The following is a 17,081-nucleotide window of genomic DNA, read 5'->3' as shown; positions in this document are numbered from 1 at the left end:
GTGATGTTCATGGCGCCGCACCTTAAATTCTCTAAGTACCCTGACGGCGTGCCGTCAGCGGTGACACCTGAGGTGCGGCGCTTTTTGGAAGATCATGGGGTTCCGCAGGCTGTCCTCACTATCTTTCGCGCAGTTGACGGGCCGTTTGTTCCTTCATGTGCGGGTCTCGGGTATAGCGTCAACGGCGTCACCATCGGCTACTCTCGTGAAGATGATGAAATCTGCATCAGCTCAGACACCGGGCAGGTGCTGCTTTTGGCCTCCTGGAGCCCCGCGGCACCTCTGGTTGTAAATCGAGACATTGCCGCTTTTGTCGATTCCTTGGCCATGCTGAATGGAATGCTCCCACTGTATGGGATCGATAGAGATCTGGATGTATCTGAAGCGGCAGCAGATCGGCTCCGCTTCGAACTCCGGCGCCTTGATGCGACCTCCACGGAAGATCCGAACGGTTTTTGGAGCGCTTTCCTTGATGATGTGGCAGTCGGCGACTACCCGGGCAAGTGACGGTGTCCCTTTCCGTGTAGCAGGCTGGTGGCCAGTGGAGATCTCGGTGATCCTCGAAATGGTTGGTAAGAGGCAAGTCGAGAGAGCGAATAGTCTCCGCAGTCGACATATCTCGCCTGGATTCCCAAATCGCCATCGCGCCATGTGAAGAGGCCCCACCGGATGCATTCCGGTGGGGCCTCTGGGGCGTCTGACGGCAGTGGTTGACGGCAACGTCAGCGGACGGGTGCTGCACAAAGTGGCGGGTCTTCTCCGTCGTCGGACTGGCTGCCGGTCTTGGTGGGGGCGGTTCCGGAAGCTAGGAGGAGGTGCAGTCGAATGAAGATGGCGGCGGTCGAATTCACTCTTGACAATGGAATCCTGGTGATCGGAGACGACAGTGCTTTCCCTGAGGCCTACAATTTGTCGATCGAGACGCTGCCCGCGGTTGAGGACAGGCTCATCGCGATCTCGTGCCGACAGCAAATCGCTCCGATCAGAGTTGAGCTGTGGCGCAATTGGGCGCCAATGAGCCATTGCATCATCTCCGCGAATTTGATGCTTTCCGGTGGAATGCTCGCACTTGGCGAATGCTTTGGTCGCCCATTGTTCCGATGGCCTGCCTCCTCCCCAGGTTCCAGCCTCCAGCTTGATGTCTACGCAGATGACGAAGTCGAGGCGTCGTTGATTTCGGTGGTGGTCCAGCCGAATAAGCGAGCGGCGCAATCATCGTGTCGACGGTCGGAGCTCCTTGAACAATTGGATCAAGTTGATGACATCAGCAGGATTGACGTCATCCTGGCGGAGCGCTCATTTCCTGTTGTGCGCTTGAGTGCGGCATTTCGTGTGATTCGCCGAGCGATGGAAGGCGATGCTTCCATCCATCGAATCAGATATGCAATAGAGGCGACGGTGGAATGGATGCGCTGGCTTCGAAGGGAAATATCAAAGACTGAAGTTGCCTGGGTTCCACCTCTATTTGATGAGCTGGCACGGTCTCAGATGCCAGCTGAAAGCGCTGCCCGTGTGCTTATCGATCGGCTAGCTGATTCGCTTGCGATGTCCACGAGTGAGCTCCTGGACGCACGTTGGTGATCGCTTCCAGACTCCTTGCCAGGTCCGGCGAGCACACCTAGCGCCCCGTGCGCCTCTGACGACCAGATGGGCGACACCTCAGAGGGCTTGGGCCTTCGTGCCAGTCAGCCTCCCGCTCACCGAGTTCGGGCAGCACTTGTTGATCGCATAGCCGAACAATGTCGCGCGAACTGGTACCGGTGGGCAGGGGCCGGTCACATCGGGAGGGCGAACAGACACACTAGCTCTGAAGGCCAGTACGTGTTGTCGCGTAGGGGCCCGGCCGACGCCGTCGCGCGCCTCCTGGAGGACACGCTGCGCCGGGACGCGGACTGGTTCGCCCGGTGGGAATGTGATTTCGACGGGGTGTACACCGCGTCAGATGACCCCGGTCAGGTCGTCGTTCTACCACCTCCCGCGCGCCGCGATCGACAACGACTACGTCTGGCTGCAGTTCGGGGAGCGGCCTTGGCTGCAGTTCGGCATGCGGCTGCCCGTCACCGCCATCGAGCCGGCCTTCCGTCCGCGCTGGACGACGCCTGCGTCACACGCGCGACAGCACAGCGCTGCGCGAACTTCTCACCTCCGCCGGATTCGAAATCGATCCTGCGGCCCCTGCCCGTTCCTGAGCATCATCCCCCAAGAAGAGGCGTCAGCATGGATCTTCTCTCCGCCGTCGGCGGTGGCACCGGCATCATGGTTCTGGCCGCGATATCGTCCTACCGCAAGACGCGCAAGGCCCGTCGGCCGGCACAGCCGGCCGACAGCAACCGATCGATCGACCCGGCGGCCTACGGCATGGTCCCTATCGGCCGAGTAGACACCACCAGGGCCGCAGCAGGTTCCGAAGGCGAAGCCGTAGCCGCGGCGGCGCTGGGCGGCGACTGGCGCACCGCTTCCGCGTACCTCCATTCGGCGGGCACCAATTGGGATCTGCGGTGGCACAGGCTCGGCTATCTCGCCGAGGCCGCCGCGCAGGATGACAGCTGGGTACGTGCCTGGCAGGCCGAACAGCCGTATGATCCCGGCGCCGCTTTGGTACATGCGGACGGGCTGATCTCCCTGGCCGGCAACCTGCGGGGAAGCCAGAACGCCAGGCATACTTCCCACGAACAATTCGAGGCATTCCACCGAGTCCTCGCGCAAGCCCGGCACGCATGCGACCGTGCCGTCGAGCTCGCTCCCGCAGACCCCACGCCGTACGTCGCCCAGCTCTCCGTCGCACGCGGACTCGGCTGGTCGCATGAGGAGTTCCGCGCACTCTGGACTGAGATCGTCACCCGGGACCCGTACCACTTCGGCGCACACACCTCGGCGCTGCAGTACTGGTGCGCCAAATGGCAGGGCTCTCATGAGCTCATGCACGGCTTCGCACAGCGCGCGGCCGCCTCGGCCCCTCACGGGGACCTGCTGGCGACCCTGCCGATTTTCGCGTTCTTCGAGCAGAAATACCGGGACGGGAACGAGGACATCTACGCACTGCCGACCACCGCGCCTGCCGTGGACGCCGCTTTGCGCGCGGTGGCGAACGCGTCCCCCGGTCACTACCGACTTCCGGCGATCAGGCACATGCTGGCGTACACACTGGAGAGCTCTGGGCGAAACGCCGAGGCCGTCGTTCAGTTCCAACTCATCGGCGGATTCGCGGGAGGCGCACCCTGGAGCTACTTTGGCGAGCCGCTCAAGGTGTTCGCCGCCACGCGGGCCCGCGCCGTCGTGGGTTGGGAAGACGCCGGCCGACCAGCCGTAGCGGCGCTCTGACCCACCGCGATACGGCCATCGGCTGCGGGCCCGGCGCTGGGTGGCCCCGCGCTGGTCCCCGTGGGTCCCTGGTTCGACGCGTTGTCGGGGCTGAATGCTGCGGTGTCGCAGTGGGCGGTGTCACGCGGCGTGGATGTGCTGCTGACGGGCCTGGGGGCGGATGAGCTGTTGGGCGTGCCGTGCTACGCCGCGGCTCAGATCGCCCGCCGCCACGGCCCCGGGCTATTCGGGGAGGCGCTGGCCCTCGCGGCGCACCTCTGCTGCGTAGTGGGCTGGTCTGGTATGGGCCCGTCTTCACGGAATCGAGCGCTGGGATACGGGAGTCCTCGGATTTGGCGCCGAACCTGAACAGATTCGAGCCGGCTGGTCCGCTTCCTTCGTTCAGTGACCGGTCCATCGACTTTGTGGTCGAGCATGGCCGAGCCGTGGATCTATCGAGGACAAAGCCTCTCGCCAGCCGGGTGGTCCGGGGGGTCTGCCGCACGATCGGGTGACGTCTTGACCTGCCCCACGGTTTGGGTTCCAGCTGTGGTGGCTAACTGGCGGCGGGGATGGTGTCTTGTTCGGAGAGTAGTTCGTACTCGATCGGGGTGCGGTAGCCCAGAGCTGAGTGGCGCCGCTGTCGGTTGTAGAAGATCTCGATGACCCTGTTGCCCAATTGCTTATGCGGCGAGGTCCAGGGCAGCGAGGTGGGATGTCCGAGTGGGGGCGAGTGGTTGTCCGGTCCACCGGGCGTCGAGTCGGAGCAGGTTGACGGCGGTGGCCGTGAGGATGTGCGCGAGGGCGGTCTTCCCCAGTCCCGTGTAGCGGGTTCTGCGTCCGCCGATGGCTGTGACCGCCTGGTGGATTGTGCCCTCAATGCCGGAGCGGATCGCGTAGACGGCCTTCCATTCCTCAGTGGTCTGCTCGGCTCGAACACGTTCGAGGACGGCGTCTTGATCTTGTGGGCGGACGGTCAGCTGCCGGCCGTAGCGTGTCGAGTTGGTGCACTGCCCGCGGGAGGGGCAAGACGCGCAGGTCTCGGTGGCGAAGCGGATGCGGATCGCGGGTCGCTGATTGTTGTCGAGTCCCTCGGTCCAGTAGCGGCTGTGGGCGCCGGCGGGGCAGATTGCCCGGCGAGCGTCCCAGTCGATGGTGAAGGATGCCTTGTCATAGCCGGTTCCTTGGACGGTGCGGCGGGTCATGGGCCGGACCGGGCCGATGACGCGGACGCCTCGATGGTTGGGCGCTGTGAGCAGGAGTTCCGCGGAGATGTAGCCGGCGTCCATCAGGTGTTCGCCCGGCAGCAGGCCCTTGGTCTCGAGCTGGTCGTGGATCTCGTCGACGACCACGGGGTCGCCGACCGTGGCGTCCGTGGTCACCACATGGGTGATGAGGTGCCGTCGGCCGGTCTCCTTGGCGTCGCAGGTCTCGGTGAAGTGGACCTTGTAGCCGTCCCAGGCCGAGCCGCACTTGACGGCGTTACGGGAGTCGGGGTCGTAGGGCGAGGTGATGCGTGCTCTGCTGGGCGGGAGCTCGTCCTTCCCCCGCCAAGCCACCTCCTGCACTCCGTCCGTGATTATGCGCTGGAACTGCTGGAGCCATACGGTCCGCAGGATGCCGACGGCCGGGACCTGCCGCAGCCAGGCCGGGGCACTGGCCGCGAAGGCCGCTTCGAGAAACTGGTAGCCGTCGGCCGCGATGCGCCAGGTCAGTTGGGTTCGCTCGCTCTCGTCGCTGGGCAGTCGGTAGGAGTCGACTCGGGCTCCGTATTTTTCCTGCCAGCCTTGGGGCATCCAGGAGGTGAGCCACTGGGGTGCTGCGACGGCAACTGCCTCCAGGGCGGCCCGCAGGGTCTCGCCGACGAACTCCAGGCGGTTGAGATCCCTCACCGCGGCGAGGATATGGGTGGAGCCGTGCGCTGCCGGCCCCGGCCTGACACGAGTCCCAGCTCGTTGAGGCGTTTCAGCAGCAGGTCCAGGATCTTCTCTTCCAGCCCGTGGGCCAGGAGCCGGTCGCGGAAGCCCGTCAGTACGGTGAAGTCGAAGCCGGGGTCGGCCAGTTCGAGGCCGAGCAGGTACTTCCAGTCGATTCTCGCTCGTACTGCGTGGGCGGCCTGGCGGTCCGTCAGGTTCTCCGCGAACTGCAGCACGCTGACCAACGCCAGCTGCCCCGGGGCAACACCAGGATGACCACGCACGCCGAAGGCGGACCTGAAGATCTCGTCGTCGAACAGCGGACCAAGCGCGTCCCGCACCCGCATCGCCAGACAGCTCTTTGGAAACGCAGCCCATGCCACCAGCCGCGTCCCCTCAGGAACCTCCCGACCGGCGCCCGACCTCATTGACACCCGACCCTCCGCCCCAAGATCGAATCACAGGCTTGCTCCCCAAGCCCCACCTCAGAGTCCGCCCCTCGATCACTCGCCACGACCGAGATCAAAGGCATTCACCCAATTGGGCAACAGGGTCTCTCGATGTACTCGAAGATTGCGTTCGCCAACTCGACCCGGGTCTTCCACCGTTTGCGGTTCAACAGCTCGATCTGCATTGAGGACCAGAACGACTCCATCATCGCGTTGTCCAGGCCGTCTCCGACGGTGCCGAACGATGGCAGGAGCCCGGCGGAGCGGATCCTTTCCCCGAAGACCCAGGAGGTGAACTGGGCGCCGTGATCGGCGTGAACTATCCCGCCTGGTTCGGGGCGTCGGTTGCGGAGGGCCATGTCCAACGCGTTGACCACGAGGGTGGAGTCCTGTCTGGAGTCGATCGACCAGCCCACGATCTTGCGGCTGAACGCGTCCAGGACCGCCGCCGCGCAGTACACCCACCCTTCTCTGGTGCGGTGTTGCGTGATGTCGGTGACCCACAGCTCGTTGGGACGCAGCCGATGGAACTTCCGGTTGACCAGGTCATCGGCGGTGACGACACTCCGCAGGCGCTTGATCCGTACCGGGCCGGGCAGTCCGCGGATCCCGGCCTGTGTCATCAGCACCGACACGGTCCTCGAGCACACCTGGATGCCCATGCCCAGGGTGAGCTCGGCGTGGACGCGGCGGTAGCCGTAGGTGCCGCGTGAGGCGACGTGGACCTCCCGGATCAGCCCGGTCAGCCACTCCCGCCGCAACTGCCGCGGTGTGGTCGGGGTGCGCTTGTGTTTGTAGTAGTTCTGCCGGGCGACCCCAAGGATCCGGCAGCATCGGTCGACTGGTGCCCCGGCATCGACGAGACGGTCGATCACCGGGTAGAGCCTTTTGGGGCCGGCTTGTCCTCGCCGAGGAACTTCGCGGCCTTGCGCACGATCTCGAGCTCGGTTTCCAGCTCGTGGATTCTTCGCCGCGCTGCACGCAGCTCTGCGGACTCCGCCGAGACCCTGCCAGGCCGTCGGCCATTGTCGATGTCGTCCTGGCGCAACCACTTCGCCAACGTGACCGGATGGATGCCGAGGTCAACGGCGGTCTGCTTCTGTTCTTTTCCTGCCCGCACCAATGCGATGGCGCGGGCGCGGAACTCAACGGGGTAGGCGCGGGGCATGTCCGGCAGCCTTTCGTGAAGGCCGTCAGTTAGCCAGCAGAACTGGAACCTGTGAGGTGGGGCAGGTCAACCTGTCACCCGATCGTGCGGCAGACCCAACCGTCTCGCGACCTGGCTGAAGAACCGCACGGTCCGCAACTCCAAGCTCGTCGCGGCCACCGCCATCCAAGCCGCCGAAGCTCAGCACACCGCCGTCGCCGGAGTTGGGGCGTTTCCCCTTGATCGAGGACACCCTGATCATTGGATCGTGAAGATCCATAGGACAGGAGTTCCCGTTGGGGACGTCGAAGTACACCCCTGAGTTCCGGGCCGATGCCGTCGCGCTGTACCGCGCGAGCCCGGGACGTACGTATGCCTCGGTGGCCAAGGACCTGGGCATCAACCACGAGACGCTGCGGGTCTGGGTGCGTGAGGCCGAGCAGGCCGCCGTGCCCGGGACCGCCGAGGCCACCGCCCTGGCCAGGGAGAACAAGCAGCTCAAGGCCCGGATCAGGGAACTCGAGCTCGAGCGGGAGATCCTGCACCGGGCGGCCAAGTATTTCGCGGGCGAGACGAACTGGTGATCCGCTTCCAGTTCGTTGCCGACCACCACGACGCCTACGGCGTGAAGCGGCTGTGCACCCTCCTGGCCGTCTCCCGCTCCGGTTTCTACCGCTGGCGCGAAGCCGGCTCGGCCCGGGCCGAGCGCGAACGCGCCGACCAGGTCCTCACCGAGCGCATCGCCGAGATCCACCGGGAGTCCGACAGCACCTACGGCAGTCCCAGGATCACCGCCGAGCTGCGGGACGAGGGCCCACCGGTCAACCACAAACGCGTCGAGCGACTGATGCGCCGGTCCGGCATCGTCGGGGTGCACCTGCGCAAGAAGGTCCGCACCACGATTCCCGCACCCGACGCGACGCCGGTGCCGGACCTGCTCCAGCGGGACTTCACCGCCACCGCACCGAACCAGAAGTACGTCGGCGACATCACCTACCTCCCCATCGGCGACGGACAATTCCTTTACCTGGCAACGGTGCTGGACCTGCTGTCGGCGTACTACCTAACCTCCCCAACCGCGTACGGATGAACGTCCCCAGCTATGTCGTGTGCGGGAGCACGGCTGCGTCAGCCCCTGACGATGCAGAAGGGATGCCCGGCCGGATCAGTGAGGACCCGCCACCTGTCCTCATGCGGCTGGTGATGAGCCTTGCCTGCTCCCAGCTCCAGCAACCGAGCCTCCGCCTCGTCCAGGTCCGCGACGTCGAAGCAAAGGTGAAATTGTTGGGGAACGGCCTGATCAGGCCAGCTCGGCGCCCGGTAGTCGTCGACCCGTTGAAAGCCTATGAGGAGTCCATCCTCACGGTTGAGACCGGCAAAGTCAGCGTCCGACTTCGGGTGCGGCTCAAGGCCGGTGGCCTGTTGATAGAACACCGCCAGAGCCAGTGGATCAGGGCAATCTAGTGTTATCGCGCTCAACTTCATCTTCAAGGGCATGGCATCTCCGAGCTGATCAGCAGACTTTCCTGATGCCACCCTAAAAGGGGCCGCCCCGCCGGCCGGTTCGCGACGTGGCCTGTCAGGCCACGTCTGTGTCCCGCTCGATGGCCTTGAGTCGGTTCTTGAGCCGGTAGCTGGGGCCGTTGATGGAGATCACGTCGCAATGGTGCAGGAGGCGGTCGAGGATGGCGGTGGCCAGGACCTCGTCACCGAACACCTGTCCCCATTCGCTGAAGGTCTTGTTCGAGGTCAGGATGATCGAGCCCTTTTCATACCGCTTGGAGATGACCTGGAAGACCAGGTTGGCTTCTCCGCGTTCGAGGATCTCGTAGCCCACCTCGTCGACTACGAGGACACCCGGCCGTAGGTAGGTGCCGAGCTTGTTGGCCAGGCGGCCGGCGGCTTCGGCGGCTTTGAGGTTGCGGACCATGTCGTCGAGGCTGGTGAAGTAGACCGAGTAGCCGGCCCGGCAAGCCGCGACCGCGAGAGCGACGGCGATGTGTGTTTTACCCACCCCCGGCGGGCCCAGGAGAGCCGCGTTGGCCTTGGCCTCGACGAACGAGAGCGTGGCGAGGTCCTTGACCTTGCGCGGGTCGAGGTCGGGCTGGAACGAGAAGTCGTACTCATCGAGCGTCTTGTGGTGCGGCAGCCGGGAGAGTCGCAGACCCTGCCGGAACCGGCGGTCGTCGCGGACAGCCAGCTCCTCGGAGAGGACCAGGTCGAGGAAGTCGAGATAGCCCATCTTCGCCTCGTCCGCCCGGCGGGTGAACTCGTTGATGGTTTCCGCGAGGTGGGGCAGGCCGAGCTTGCCGGCCGTGGTGCGGATACGGTTGCCGGTCAGCTCGCTCAAGAGGATTCCTTCGTCGCTCGATGGGTGGTGAAGGGACGGGTGCCAGTCAGCTCGTCATAGACCGACAACGGTCGGCGCCCGACCTCGATCCGGGTGGCCGCGGCCCGGTTCAGCAGGGCCTGCAGCGGGCCGGTCTCCTCGCCCCGCGGCCGCTCTTGCCGAGGCTGGATGGGGATGTCGCCGGTGGTGGTCCGACGGTTCTTACCGGTGGGCAGACCGTCCCAGTGCGACTCATCGACGACACGGGCACCGCGGCCGATCGCCCGGGGGTGGGCGGCAAGCAGCGTGCTGCCATGGATGTCAGCAAGGGTGCCATGCAGCATGACCTGGGACTTCGTGGCTCGGACCTCGACCAGCTGACGAGCACGGACTCGCCGGGCCGGCACGGAGTAGAGGTTCCCGTCGAAGGCGACCAGGCAGTCCTTGCCGACGTGCCGCAGCTGCCGCTCGGCCACCAAGTACGGAACCGACGGCAGCGGCTTGAGCGCCGCGTGATCTCTCGCCGCCCGCTCCGCGATGACCTCCCGGTGCGTCTTGTGGATCTGGGCCCGCCGCAGCGGCACCCACGCGGTGAACGCGGCGTCCATCTCCTCGACGGAGGAGAACGACCGGCCGGACAGAACGTGATCGCGGACGATCAGAACTTGCCGCTCGACCCGGCCCTTGCCCTGCGGCCGGTAGGCGGCCAGCACGTCGATGTCGAAGTCGTAGTGGCCGGCGAAGCCGACCGCTTCCGGATGCAGCGGGACCGCCTCACCAGGAGCAACGTGGCGGCGGACGACGGTCTTGGTCCGGTCGTAGACGATCGTCATCGGAGCCCCGCCGAAGTGGGCGAAGGCCCGGCGGTGGCAGTCGAAGAAGGTCTGCAGGTCCTGGCTCGTGGTGAAGCAGCAGAACGGGTCCCGCGAATACGACAACGTCATATGGAAGGAGTAGACCTTCGCGATGCCCATGTGAGCGAGGATCTTGCCCTCATCACCCCAGTCAACCTGGGCCTGGGCCCCCGGAATCACCTCGAACCGGCGGTGCATCCCCGCCAGTTCCTTGGGCGTGATGCCGAGTTCCTCGGCGATTCTGGGCCGGGAGGTCTGGACGTAGAGCTTGACTCGCTGGTAGTTGCCAGTGAAGCCGTACTCCTGGGCCAACCGCTCATGAATGACCGCGGCCTTCATCAGGACCTCGGCCCGAAGCATCGAGTCGATCAATGGCCCGAACTCGTCGATCACCCTCGCCCGCGACCGCCCACTCGGCGACCGCCGCGGAGGCGTCGCCGGACCCGGCGCCGACAGGTACTTACGGACCGTTTTGCGGTCCAGCCCGGTCTCCCTGGCGATCTCCGACAGGCTCATCGCCCCGGACTCCAGCAGGCCCCGAAAGCGCCGGAGCTCCAGCCAACGCTGCGGATCCAAGACCACTGCCAGCCCCCTCCGCCGCCCGAATCGACCAAGCATCAGAGTGCCGAGCAGCATGTCTCACCGCATCAGCAACTGTCCCTTTTCATCCGTACGAGGCTGGGGACGTTCACGTGTACCCCGACAACGGGCCGGTTCCGGCCTCCAAGTGGTGGAAGTAGAAGCCGCGCAGGACCGTCTCGCTGTGGGCGATAGTGGACGACGCATACGTTCGCCCGACCGGTCGTTTGCCGGTCACCGCGTTGGGCGCCTTGGCAGGGACCGGCAGCGAAATTACTGCGTCGGCCGGATCAGATCGCCAGTGCGGCCGCGTCGGCTTGGCGGTGATCTGGATCCATCGGGAAAAATCGCGTGCCTCGATGCGAGTCGCCTCGTTCCACGGGATGCCGATCGCCCACAACAGGAAGCGAAACCACCGAAGCAGGTCCATGCCATAAGAACGCTGGGTCAGTGACGACCGGCCTGCCGCTTGCAAGTCCTTCAAGTACTCGCGCACCGAGCCGACGGCCAACCCGCAGGGATCCAGCAGCCGATAAGGCTCCCAAGGGTCGTCGGTCGCCACCAGTGACCCCGCTCCCGGCACGACCAATGAGCCCAAGTCCAACGCGTCGTCCTCGTGCTCTGTCATGGGCAGCGACGCTAGTGTCCTGCGCCAGTAGTTGATCGTTAGATGCTGTGTGACTTCTACTGCTGGTGCATCGGTGCCTCGTCGGGGCCCGAAACTGGAGCCGTTACTGCTGTGTGCGGATGAGCGGGCGGTGTTGGAGAGGTGGACGCGTCGGGCGACATCGGCCCAGGCCCTGGCCTTGCGCGCGCGGATCGTGTTGGCGTGCGCAGGGCCGGAGGTACCGCCGATCGTTACGGTCGCCAGGGATCTGCGGGTGAGCGCGGACACGGTTCGCAAGTGGCGGCGGCGGTTTCTCGTCGACCGGCTGGATGGTCTGGTCGACGAGCCCCGGCCGGGCCGGCCACCCACGATCGATGTCGGTCAGGTGGAGGCGGTCGTGGTCGCGACGCTGGAGGAGATCCCGAAGAACGCCACTCACTGGTCGCGGAAGTCGATGGCGGACCACAGTGGTCTGTCGAAGTCCACGGTCGGCAGGATCTGGCGGAGGTTCCAACTCAAGCCGCACCTGACGGACACGTTCAAGTTGTCGACCGACCCGTTGTTCGTGGAGAAGGTCTACGACGTCGTCGGGCTGTACTTCAACCCGCCCGAGGGCGCCGTGGTTCTCTCGGTGGACGAGAAGTCCCAGATTCAGGCACTGGACCGCTCTCAGCCGGTGTTGCCGATGATGCCGGGCATGCCGGAGCGCCGTACTCACGACTACGTCCGCAACGGCTTGACCACCCTGTTTGCCGCGTTTGATGTCACTACCGGGCAGGTCATCAGTGCCCTGCACCGCAGGCACCGGGCGGCGGAGTTCAAGAAGTTCTTGATCCGCATCGACAAGGAGGTGCCCGCGCACCTGCAGGTGCACCTGATCGTGGACAACTACGGCACGCACAAGACTCCCGCGATCAGGGCCTGGCTGAGCAAACACCCGCGGTTCCAGATGCACTTCACGCCGACCGGCTCGTCGTGGATCAATCAGGTCGAGCGATGGTTCGGCTTCCTGGCCGACCAGATGATCCGTCGGGGTGCCCACAAGAACGTCCAAAACCTCGAAGCCGACATCCGCGCCTGGGTGAAGAACTGGAACGAGGATCCCAAGCCATTCATCTGGACCAAGACGGCGGAAGAGATCCTCGACTCCCTCGCACGCTTCTGCCGACGGATCTCCGGCGCAGGACACTAGCCATTCGTCGTCTGACCTGTCTCACGAACGACGAGGGCCCACCGGGTAGTTCAGTCAACACACCCAGGGGCGATACGTCCTGCGGTGGCCGGCATTCCAGCGGGCCCGGGCGACCGCGACCGCGCGGCGGGTGGTGCGCTCGTCGCCGGTGAAGCCCAGCAGGACCAGGCGCTCGTGGAGCTTGTCCGCGCGGACCTTGCCCTGCGAGCGGTCCACCCACTCCTCGATCTTGGGCAGGAACGGGTCGATCAGCTTCGGGCGCTTCGCCGGTGCGCCGACCGGCTGGCCCAGGTCCCTCATCCGTGCGTATCTCCGCACGGTCTTCGGGTCGACTCCTGCCAGCTGAGCGGCCGAGTGAGCGCACTCGGTGGCGTCCAGCGACTCGAAGATTTCCATGATCTCCCTGTCAGACTTCTTCATGATCCCTCCGGAGGGACGGACTCGGTGTTCGGCAACAGCGAGCCAACCGCCGGGGGGATCACTTGTTCGGAATCGACACGAAACGGACGACCTGGGACAGGGAGATCAGCTGTCCGTGGAGCAGGATCCGAGGTGTCCGCCTACAAGGATCTTGCGCTGTCCGCTCTCAACCTCCTGGAAGCTGTCGAACTCGGCCGCCCCTCCCAGCAGTCCGATGTCGTTCTCTTCCGCGGCATCGACGTGTTCGGACTGCCAGCCCGGGACGTCGCGAGCCGCATAGCCGAAGTCACCACGATCGTCGCCGCGGAGGACGATCCCGCGTCGTTCATCGCGCCGGACCTACTGCTCAGCTTCTGGCGCCCGTTCCAGGGAGACGACGACCCGGAGGACGAACAAGGCTACTTCTTCAACTCCGTCCTGCTGGCGTGTCCGGGCTACTACGACGGGCCCAGCCGACCCTGAAGCCCGACCCTCGGCCACCGCTACGATCTGCGGATGACTCGCAGCGGAAAGAGGACACGCCGCCTCACGATCGGCGACAGGACCTACCTGTGGTCGCTGCGGCACACTCACCACTCGCTCGCTGACGGCACCCGCGAGGGCTGCTGCGAAACGATGTCCATCCGCTCGCTGGAAGGTCGCGGCGGCCTGCGAATCCAGTTCTCACACGGCCCTGACCGGCTCGTCCCGGACGGCTATCCGCAGCCGTCCGGGACCGTCGGAACCTCCGACGGCAGAACCCTGAACCTTCACGAGCCCGGCACCGTCAGGGCTCTGCTCGACGAAGCCGTCCGACGCGGCCGGAACCCGGAACGGCCCATCGCCGAGGAGCTCGACGGCTGGACGCTGTTCGACGCCGTCCACAAGGCAATCTCCCTGATCGCCGCTGACGAGACCGAAGTGCCACCGGTTTGCCCCAGCTCTGGAGCGCCTTCCTGAAGCCTGTCCCGCACTGCGGAGCTACGCGGGGCGAAGAACGGGGTCGATGTCGGCCAAGGCTTCGTGGAGCTGACGGGCACCCAGGACAACGCGGTCGTCGGGCTCCTGCAGCATCTCCTCGCACAGCTGCATCGCGCTGTCCCGCTCTTCGGAGAAGATGCCGAACACATCGCGGACCGCCGTGTGGATCCACTCGCTGTGACTCCAGTCGGCGACCGCCAGCGCGGAGGCGACGATCGTCAGCCCGATCCTGTCCCTTCTCCGGAGCACGGCTTCCGCAGTCACCCGGGTGACGAAGGTGTCGCCCGGGTCGAGCACAAGCTCCAGCAGTGGCCCGATGGCCTCCTGCATGTCGGCGAAGGCCGCAAGGCCACGACCGGCGTCTGCCCGGTCACGGTAGTCCTGGCTTCGCCCGAGCTCGCGGAGCGCCACGAAAGCGGCATGCCGCCGGTCGCTATCCCCCCGCAGCAGCGCGCGCAGTCGCCTCACCTCAGCGACCAGGCGGGGCATGTCCTGTCGCGCAGAAGCGATGAAATCTAGATCGGCATCCAGTTGCAGGTCCGGACTGACCTGGACCTGCTCTCCATTGGTGAATCGGCTGAGATAGATCTCATCGTCCTCCACGGCAGTGGCTGGGGCGATCTGGATGCAGCTCGCCCCGCCGGTCGCACCACGAGTCTCCAGCACGGGAACCCACGCACCCACGGATGCGGCCGCGATCCGCACCTCCATGGACCCGAGCTCTTCTTCAGTCGGCATGACCAGATCATGCACCCCGACCGGGCAGGCCGTCCACGGGATGCCAAGCAAGCTGACCGGCTTCGGGCTATCCCCCCAGTCCAAAATCTGGTTGCCGAGGTCAGCGACGATAGGGCCATGACGCGATGGATCCGAACGCATGACGGTGAGAGCGCCACCTGGTCCTATTTCGAGCTCGACGATGAGCAGTGGGCGAGCCGGCAAGTGGATCTGCAGGGGCCCAAGCGCACTCCGGTCACCGCAGCCGCGCTCGGCGAGGTCCTGCAGTGCAGAGACCATGGCGACGCCGCTGCGACGGCCGCCTACGAGCGGCAGTACGGCGTTCTTGCGGAAGGCGCCCTCACCGGCTGGGAAGATGCCGACGCTGCTGCAGAAGTCACCGAAGACGTCTTCGAGCGGATCTGGGCCGCCGCTCGACTTCGACTCGCCTCGACCGGATCATCGACGGAGCACGAGGAGACACCGTGATCTCGGACTATCAGCAACAGCTTCGCGAACGGTTCCTCGCAGCCCCGGTGATCACACCGCCAGCTCCCTGGCGCCCGGTCCTGGACCGGCGCACCCCGGTCGGCGGCCTGCTCGGCATCGGCTTCGCGCTGGCACCCGACACCGGGCATGACCTGGTCATGGTGGTCTCCTACGACGGTCACGGGCTCTTCGACGCCACCACTGGCGAGAAGATCGCCCGAGATCGCGATCCGGACCCCGACACGAGTACCCCGGACGCGGTTCCTGACCTCTCCTGCCCAGGGCTGGGACCGATCACCGGAACCCGAGTGCCCATCGCCGGACTCTTCGGAGGCGGGTTGCACAGCACCACCGCTGACGGCTGGACACTGGAAGTGATCAGCCCGGAGTGGCCCAACGACCGGGTCCTGCTCTCCGCAGACGGCGGCATGCCTCACAACGGGCCGCACGCAGAGAAGTGGTGGCACATCTTCCACTCCGACTACTCGACGCTCCGAGCCGCGGGCTTCTCTCCCTCCGGACGAACCCTCGCAGTCGCCACCAGCAGTGACCTCACACTCTGGACCCGACCGGGAACCGAGACGGAACCCCGCGACGGGAAACACGCATGACCCGCGATGAGCTGATCGTGATGCTCAGCGGCGACACGACAGTCCATGCCATGGCCCGAGCCGCCCTGGCAGAGGGCGACTTCATCATCTGGGACGGCCTGGTCCCCGCAGCCGAGCTTGCCGGCATCTACAAGGCGCGACTTCACCACACCCTCAGGCGCGGCCAGAAGACGCTCGCTCTCAGCGAAGCCGTCGACACCCTGAAAGGCGCTGAAGACGCCCTCATCCGGATTGGCCGCATCGACACACCCGACCAGACCTGGGCCTTCATGCTGTTCCTCGACGCTACGGCGACCACCCTGCTGGCATGCACAGGCGTCCTCCGCACTGCACCCCAAAAGCCTGACATCTCCGCATGTTGACGGCGTCGGCGAGTGCGCTTGCCGACAAAGCCGCCTTCTCCATGCTAACTACGTTGCGTTGTCACACCGCGACTCCACCGCCGCCGGGCTCTACCGCGGCACCACTCAGACGAGCTACAGAGAAGTGCATCGGTCACCGTGACGGACATGTAGTCTATGGATCATCGCAGTTCAGAGCCGGTATCCGAGCTCCTGCGGTCGGTAAGATCGATGAAATCCACCGCCTCAACCCCCGCACCACCACCGGCGCGGAAACCGCCGACCTGCTAAAGGACCTCACCGAACGCATCGGCGCGACTTTCGTCTACGCCGGGATCGACGTCACCACCACACCCCTGTTCAGTGGAATCCGCGGCGCCCAACTCGCCGCCAGAGCCACCCTCATCCACGCCGGGCCCCTCCCCGCCCGCCACGGCCAGAGCTACCCCTTCCGCGACCTGGTCACCGGCATCGAATCCGCCCTCGACCTACAAGCCCACCGCCCCGGCACCCTCCCCCGCATGACCAGCTACCTCCACCTGCGCACCGCAGGCCGCATCGGCGCCCTCACACGACTCATCCGCCAAGCAGCGATCACCGCCATCAGCGACGGCACCGAGAAGATCACCAAGAACTCGCTCGAGGCCATCACCCTCGACCACCACACCGAACAACAACGACGCCCCACCCGCTAACCCACCCCAACCCCCTCCCGCCGCACCCTGACCAGGCAAAACGCCTCTGAGCAGCAAAAAACGCCCGAGCCATTAGACCCAGACGCCCCGTACAACACCCACCAAACCACGCACAAAAGCTGACACAACCCCAGACCAGACCCCCAAAGCCCGCCCCATCACCTGTTCTCACCCAACCACCAACACCCCAGCCCACAAGACACCCACCACACCAACTAACCACCCGCTCAATGTCAGGAGATCCTCGCCAATCGGCTCGCGGCCGAGGGTCCGGCCGCCGCGGCCGGACCCTCCGGTGGACAGGAGAGCGACCGTGAGCGGTGACCGGGCGGAGAAGCAGCGCGTGCAGGAGGCCGTACGGCGGCACGCATGCACCCGTGCCTTCGCGGAGGCGGAGGACGTCATTTCGGCTCTCTGCTGGCCGACCCCGGGGTACAGGAGGCGCGGGCGCGCATCCCGCACGCGTCCCAGCACA

At 65.6% G+C, this 17,081-nt stretch carries 16 protein-coding genes and 4 pseudogenes; 11 read left to right on the top strand and 9 right to left on the bottom strand.

The window, feature by feature from the left end; all coding sequences use genetic code 11:
- The first annotated feature begins 3 nt into the window (after window positions 1–3).
- The 3 genes from C8250_RS42540 to C8250_RS42530 all read left to right on the top strand — a co-directional run bounded on the left by C8250_RS42540 (window position 4) and on the right by C8250_RS42530 (window position 3,321).
- Window positions 4–507 (top strand): SUKH-4 family immunity protein, encoded by a 504-nt coding sequence (locus tag C8250_RS42540; RefSeq protein ID WP_138358798.1) that lies wholly within the window; start codon window positions 4–6, stop codon window positions 505–507.
- Between the two features lie 318 nt (window positions 508–825).
- Window positions 826–1,581, top strand: coding sequence for a hypothetical protein (locus tag C8250_RS42535; protein ID WP_138358796.1), 756 nt, complete (start codon window positions 826–828; stop codon window positions 1,579–1,581).
- 636 nt (window positions 1,582–2,217) lie between these two features.
- Window positions 2,218–3,321, top strand: coding sequence for a hypothetical protein (locus C8250_RS42530; RefSeq protein ID WP_138358794.1), 1,104 nt, complete (start codon window positions 2,218–2,220; stop codon window positions 3,319–3,321).
- 662 nt (window positions 3,322–3,983) lie between these two features.
- Here the strand turns inward: C8250_RS42530 and C8250_RS42525 are convergent.
- The 3 genes and pseudogenes from C8250_RS42525 to C8250_RS42520 all read right to left on the bottom strand — a co-directional run.
- Window positions 3,984–5,192: a transposase gene (locus C8250_RS42525; protein ID WP_198359498.1), complete on the bottom strand. Its 1,209-nt coding sequence runs from the start codon at window positions 5,190–5,192 to the stop codon at window positions 3,984–3,986.
- Window positions 5,189–5,557, bottom strand: a complete 369-nt coding sequence (locus C8250_RS43050) for a transposase (protein ID WP_198359497.1) — start codon at window positions 5,555–5,557, stop codon at window positions 5,189–5,191. Before C8250_RS43050 ends, C8250_RS42525 begins: the two co-directional genes overlap by 4 nt.
- 215 nt (window positions 5,558–5,772) lie before the next feature.
- A pseudogene (locus tag C8250_RS42520) lies at window positions 5,773–6,833 on the bottom strand (IS3 family transposase); the annotation flags it as partial.
- Window positions 6,834–7,108: 275 nt separating this feature from the next.
- Here C8250_RS42520 and C8250_RS44320 point away from each other — a divergent pair.
- Window positions 7,109–7,860, top strand: a pseudogene (locus tag C8250_RS44320) (IS3 family transposase); the annotation flags it as partial.
- Between the two features lie 80 nt (window positions 7,861–7,940).
- Here the strand turns inward: C8250_RS44320 and C8250_RS42505 are convergent.
- From C8250_RS42505 to C8250_RS42490, 4 genes are all read right to left on the bottom strand, one after another.
- Complete coding sequence (locus C8250_RS42505; protein ID WP_138359591.1) at window positions 7,941–8,309, bottom strand: VOC family protein; 369 nt, start codon at window positions 8,307–8,309, stop codon at window positions 7,941–7,943.
- 82 nt (window positions 8,310–8,391) lie between these two features.
- A complete protein-coding gene (istB, locus tag C8250_RS42500; RefSeq protein WP_138359593.1) occupies window positions 8,392–9,162 on the bottom strand; it encodes an IS21-like element helper ATPase IstB in 771 nt (256 codons plus the stop codon).
- The gene (gene istA, locus C8250_RS42495; protein ID WP_164299683.1) at window positions 9,159–10,613 is read right to left on the bottom strand and encodes an IS21 family transposase; all 1,455 of its coding nucleotides are present in this window, start codon (window positions 10,611–10,613) and stop codon (window positions 9,159–9,161) included. The genes istB and istA overlap by 4 nt, the downstream gene beginning before the upstream one ends.
- A 70-nt stretch (window positions 10,614–10,683) precedes the next feature.
- Window positions 10,684–11,202, bottom strand: coding sequence for a hypothetical protein (locus C8250_RS42490; protein ID WP_138359704.1), 519 nt, complete (start codon window positions 11,200–11,202; stop codon window positions 10,684–10,686).
- A 73-nt stretch (window positions 11,203–11,275) separates the two neighbouring features.
- Between C8250_RS42490 and C8250_RS42485 the strand changes: the two genes are divergently transcribed.
- Complete coding sequence (locus C8250_RS42485; RefSeq protein ID WP_138359673.1) at window positions 11,276–12,373, top strand: IS630 family transposase; 1,098 nt, start codon at window positions 11,276–11,278, stop codon at window positions 12,371–12,373.
- 60 nt (window positions 12,374–12,433) lie between these two features.
- On the opposite strand, the pseudogene C8250_RS42480 reads toward C8250_RS42485, so the two are convergent.
- Window positions 12,434–12,793 (bottom strand): annotated as a pseudogene (locus C8250_RS42480) (IS21 family transposase); the annotation flags it as partial.
- Between the two features lie 132 nt (window positions 12,794–12,925).
- Between C8250_RS42480 and C8250_RS42475 the strand changes: the two are divergent.
- A complete protein-coding gene (locus C8250_RS42475; protein WP_138359379.1) occupies window positions 12,926–13,255 on the top strand; it encodes a hypothetical protein in 330 nt (109 codons plus the stop codon).
- Between the two features lie 33 nt (window positions 13,256–13,288).
- Window positions 13,289–13,732: a hypothetical protein gene (locus C8250_RS42470; protein ID WP_187145220.1), complete on the top strand. Its 444-nt coding sequence runs from the start codon at window positions 13,289–13,291 to the stop codon at window positions 13,730–13,732.
- Between the two features lie 21 nt (window positions 13,733–13,753).
- On the opposite strand, the gene C8250_RS44315 is transcribed toward C8250_RS42470, so the two are convergent.
- Window positions 13,754–14,491 carry a hypothetical protein gene (locus C8250_RS44315; RefSeq protein WP_232486173.1) on the bottom strand — a complete coding sequence of 246 codons (738 nt, stop codon included), beginning with the start codon at window positions 14,489–14,491 and terminating at the stop codon, window positions 13,754–13,756.
- 117 nt (window positions 14,492–14,608) lie between these two features.
- Here C8250_RS44315 and C8250_RS42460 point away from each other — a divergent pair, with 117 nt between their 5' ends.
- The 4 genes and pseudogenes from C8250_RS42460 to C8250_RS42445 form a co-directional block, all read left to right on the top strand.
- Window positions 14,609–14,959 (top strand): hypothetical protein, encoded by a 351-nt coding sequence (locus tag C8250_RS42460; RefSeq protein ID WP_138359377.1) that lies wholly within the window; start codon window positions 14,609–14,611, stop codon window positions 14,957–14,959.
- On the top strand, window positions 14,956–15,570 hold the full coding sequence (locus tag C8250_RS42455; protein WP_138359375.1) for a hypothetical protein: 615 nt from the start codon (window positions 14,956–14,958) through the stop codon (window positions 15,568–15,570). Before C8250_RS42460 ends, C8250_RS42455 begins: the two co-directional genes overlap by 4 nt.
- A complete protein-coding gene (locus tag C8250_RS42450; protein WP_138359373.1) occupies window positions 15,567–15,932 on the top strand; it encodes a hypothetical protein in 366 nt (121 codons plus the stop codon). Before C8250_RS42455 ends, C8250_RS42450 begins: the two co-directional genes overlap by 4 nt.
- Before the next feature lie 206 nt (window positions 15,933–16,138).
- Window positions 16,139–16,606 (top strand): annotated as a pseudogene (locus tag C8250_RS42445) (ATP/GTP-binding protein); the annotation flags it as partial.
- Window positions 16,607–17,081: the final 475 nt, after the last annotated feature.

Origin of the sequence: Streptomyces sp. So13.3 (assembly GCF_005860785.2) — a bacterium.
Classification (GTDB): domain Bacteria; phylum Actinomycetota; class Actinomycetes; order Streptomycetales; family Streptomycetaceae; genus Actinacidiphila; species Actinacidiphila fildesensis.
The sequence above is the reverse complement of the archived record's forward strand: the minus strand, read 5'-3'. Positions and strand labels throughout refer to the sequence as shown.

Excerpts from the sequence above, each read along its gene's own strand:
- C8250_RS42540 (WP_138358798.1), top strand. The coding sequence starts at position 4 with ATGTTCATGGCGCCGCACCTTAAATTCTCTAAGTACCCTGACGGCGTG.
- C8250_RS42535 (WP_138358796.1), top strand. The coding sequence starts at position 826 with ATGAAGATGGCGGCGGTCGAATTCACTCTTGACAATGGAATCCTGGTG.
- C8250_RS42530 (WP_138358794.1), top strand. The coding sequence starts at position 2,218 with ATGGATCTTCTCTCCGCCGTCGGCGGTGGCACCGGCATCATGGTTCTG.
- C8250_RS42505 (WP_138359591.1), bottom strand. The coding sequence starts at position 8,309 with ATGCCCTTGAAGATGAAGTTGAGCGCGATAACACTAGATTGCCCTGAT.
- istA (WP_164299683.1), bottom strand. The coding sequence starts at position 10,613 with ATGCTTGGTCGATTCGGGCGGCGGAGGGGGCTGGCAGTGGTCTTGGAT.
- C8250_RS42490 (WP_138359704.1), bottom strand. The coding sequence starts at position 11,202 with ATGACAGAGCACGAGGACGACGCGTTGGACTTGGGCTCATTGGTCGTG.
- C8250_RS42470 (WP_187145220.1), top strand. The coding sequence starts at position 13,289 with ATGACTCGCAGCGGAAAGAGGACACGCCGCCTCACGATCGGCGACAGG.
- C8250_RS44315 (WP_232486173.1), bottom strand. The coding sequence starts at position 14,491 with ATGCCGACTGAAGAAGAGCTCGGGTCCATGGAGGTGCGGATCGCGGCC.
- C8250_RS42460 (WP_138359377.1), top strand. The coding sequence starts at position 14,609 with ATGACGCGATGGATCCGAACGCATGACGGTGAGAGCGCCACCTGGTCC.
- C8250_RS42450 (WP_138359373.1), top strand. The coding sequence starts at position 15,567 with ATGACCCGCGATGAGCTGATCGTGATGCTCAGCGGCGACACGACAGTC.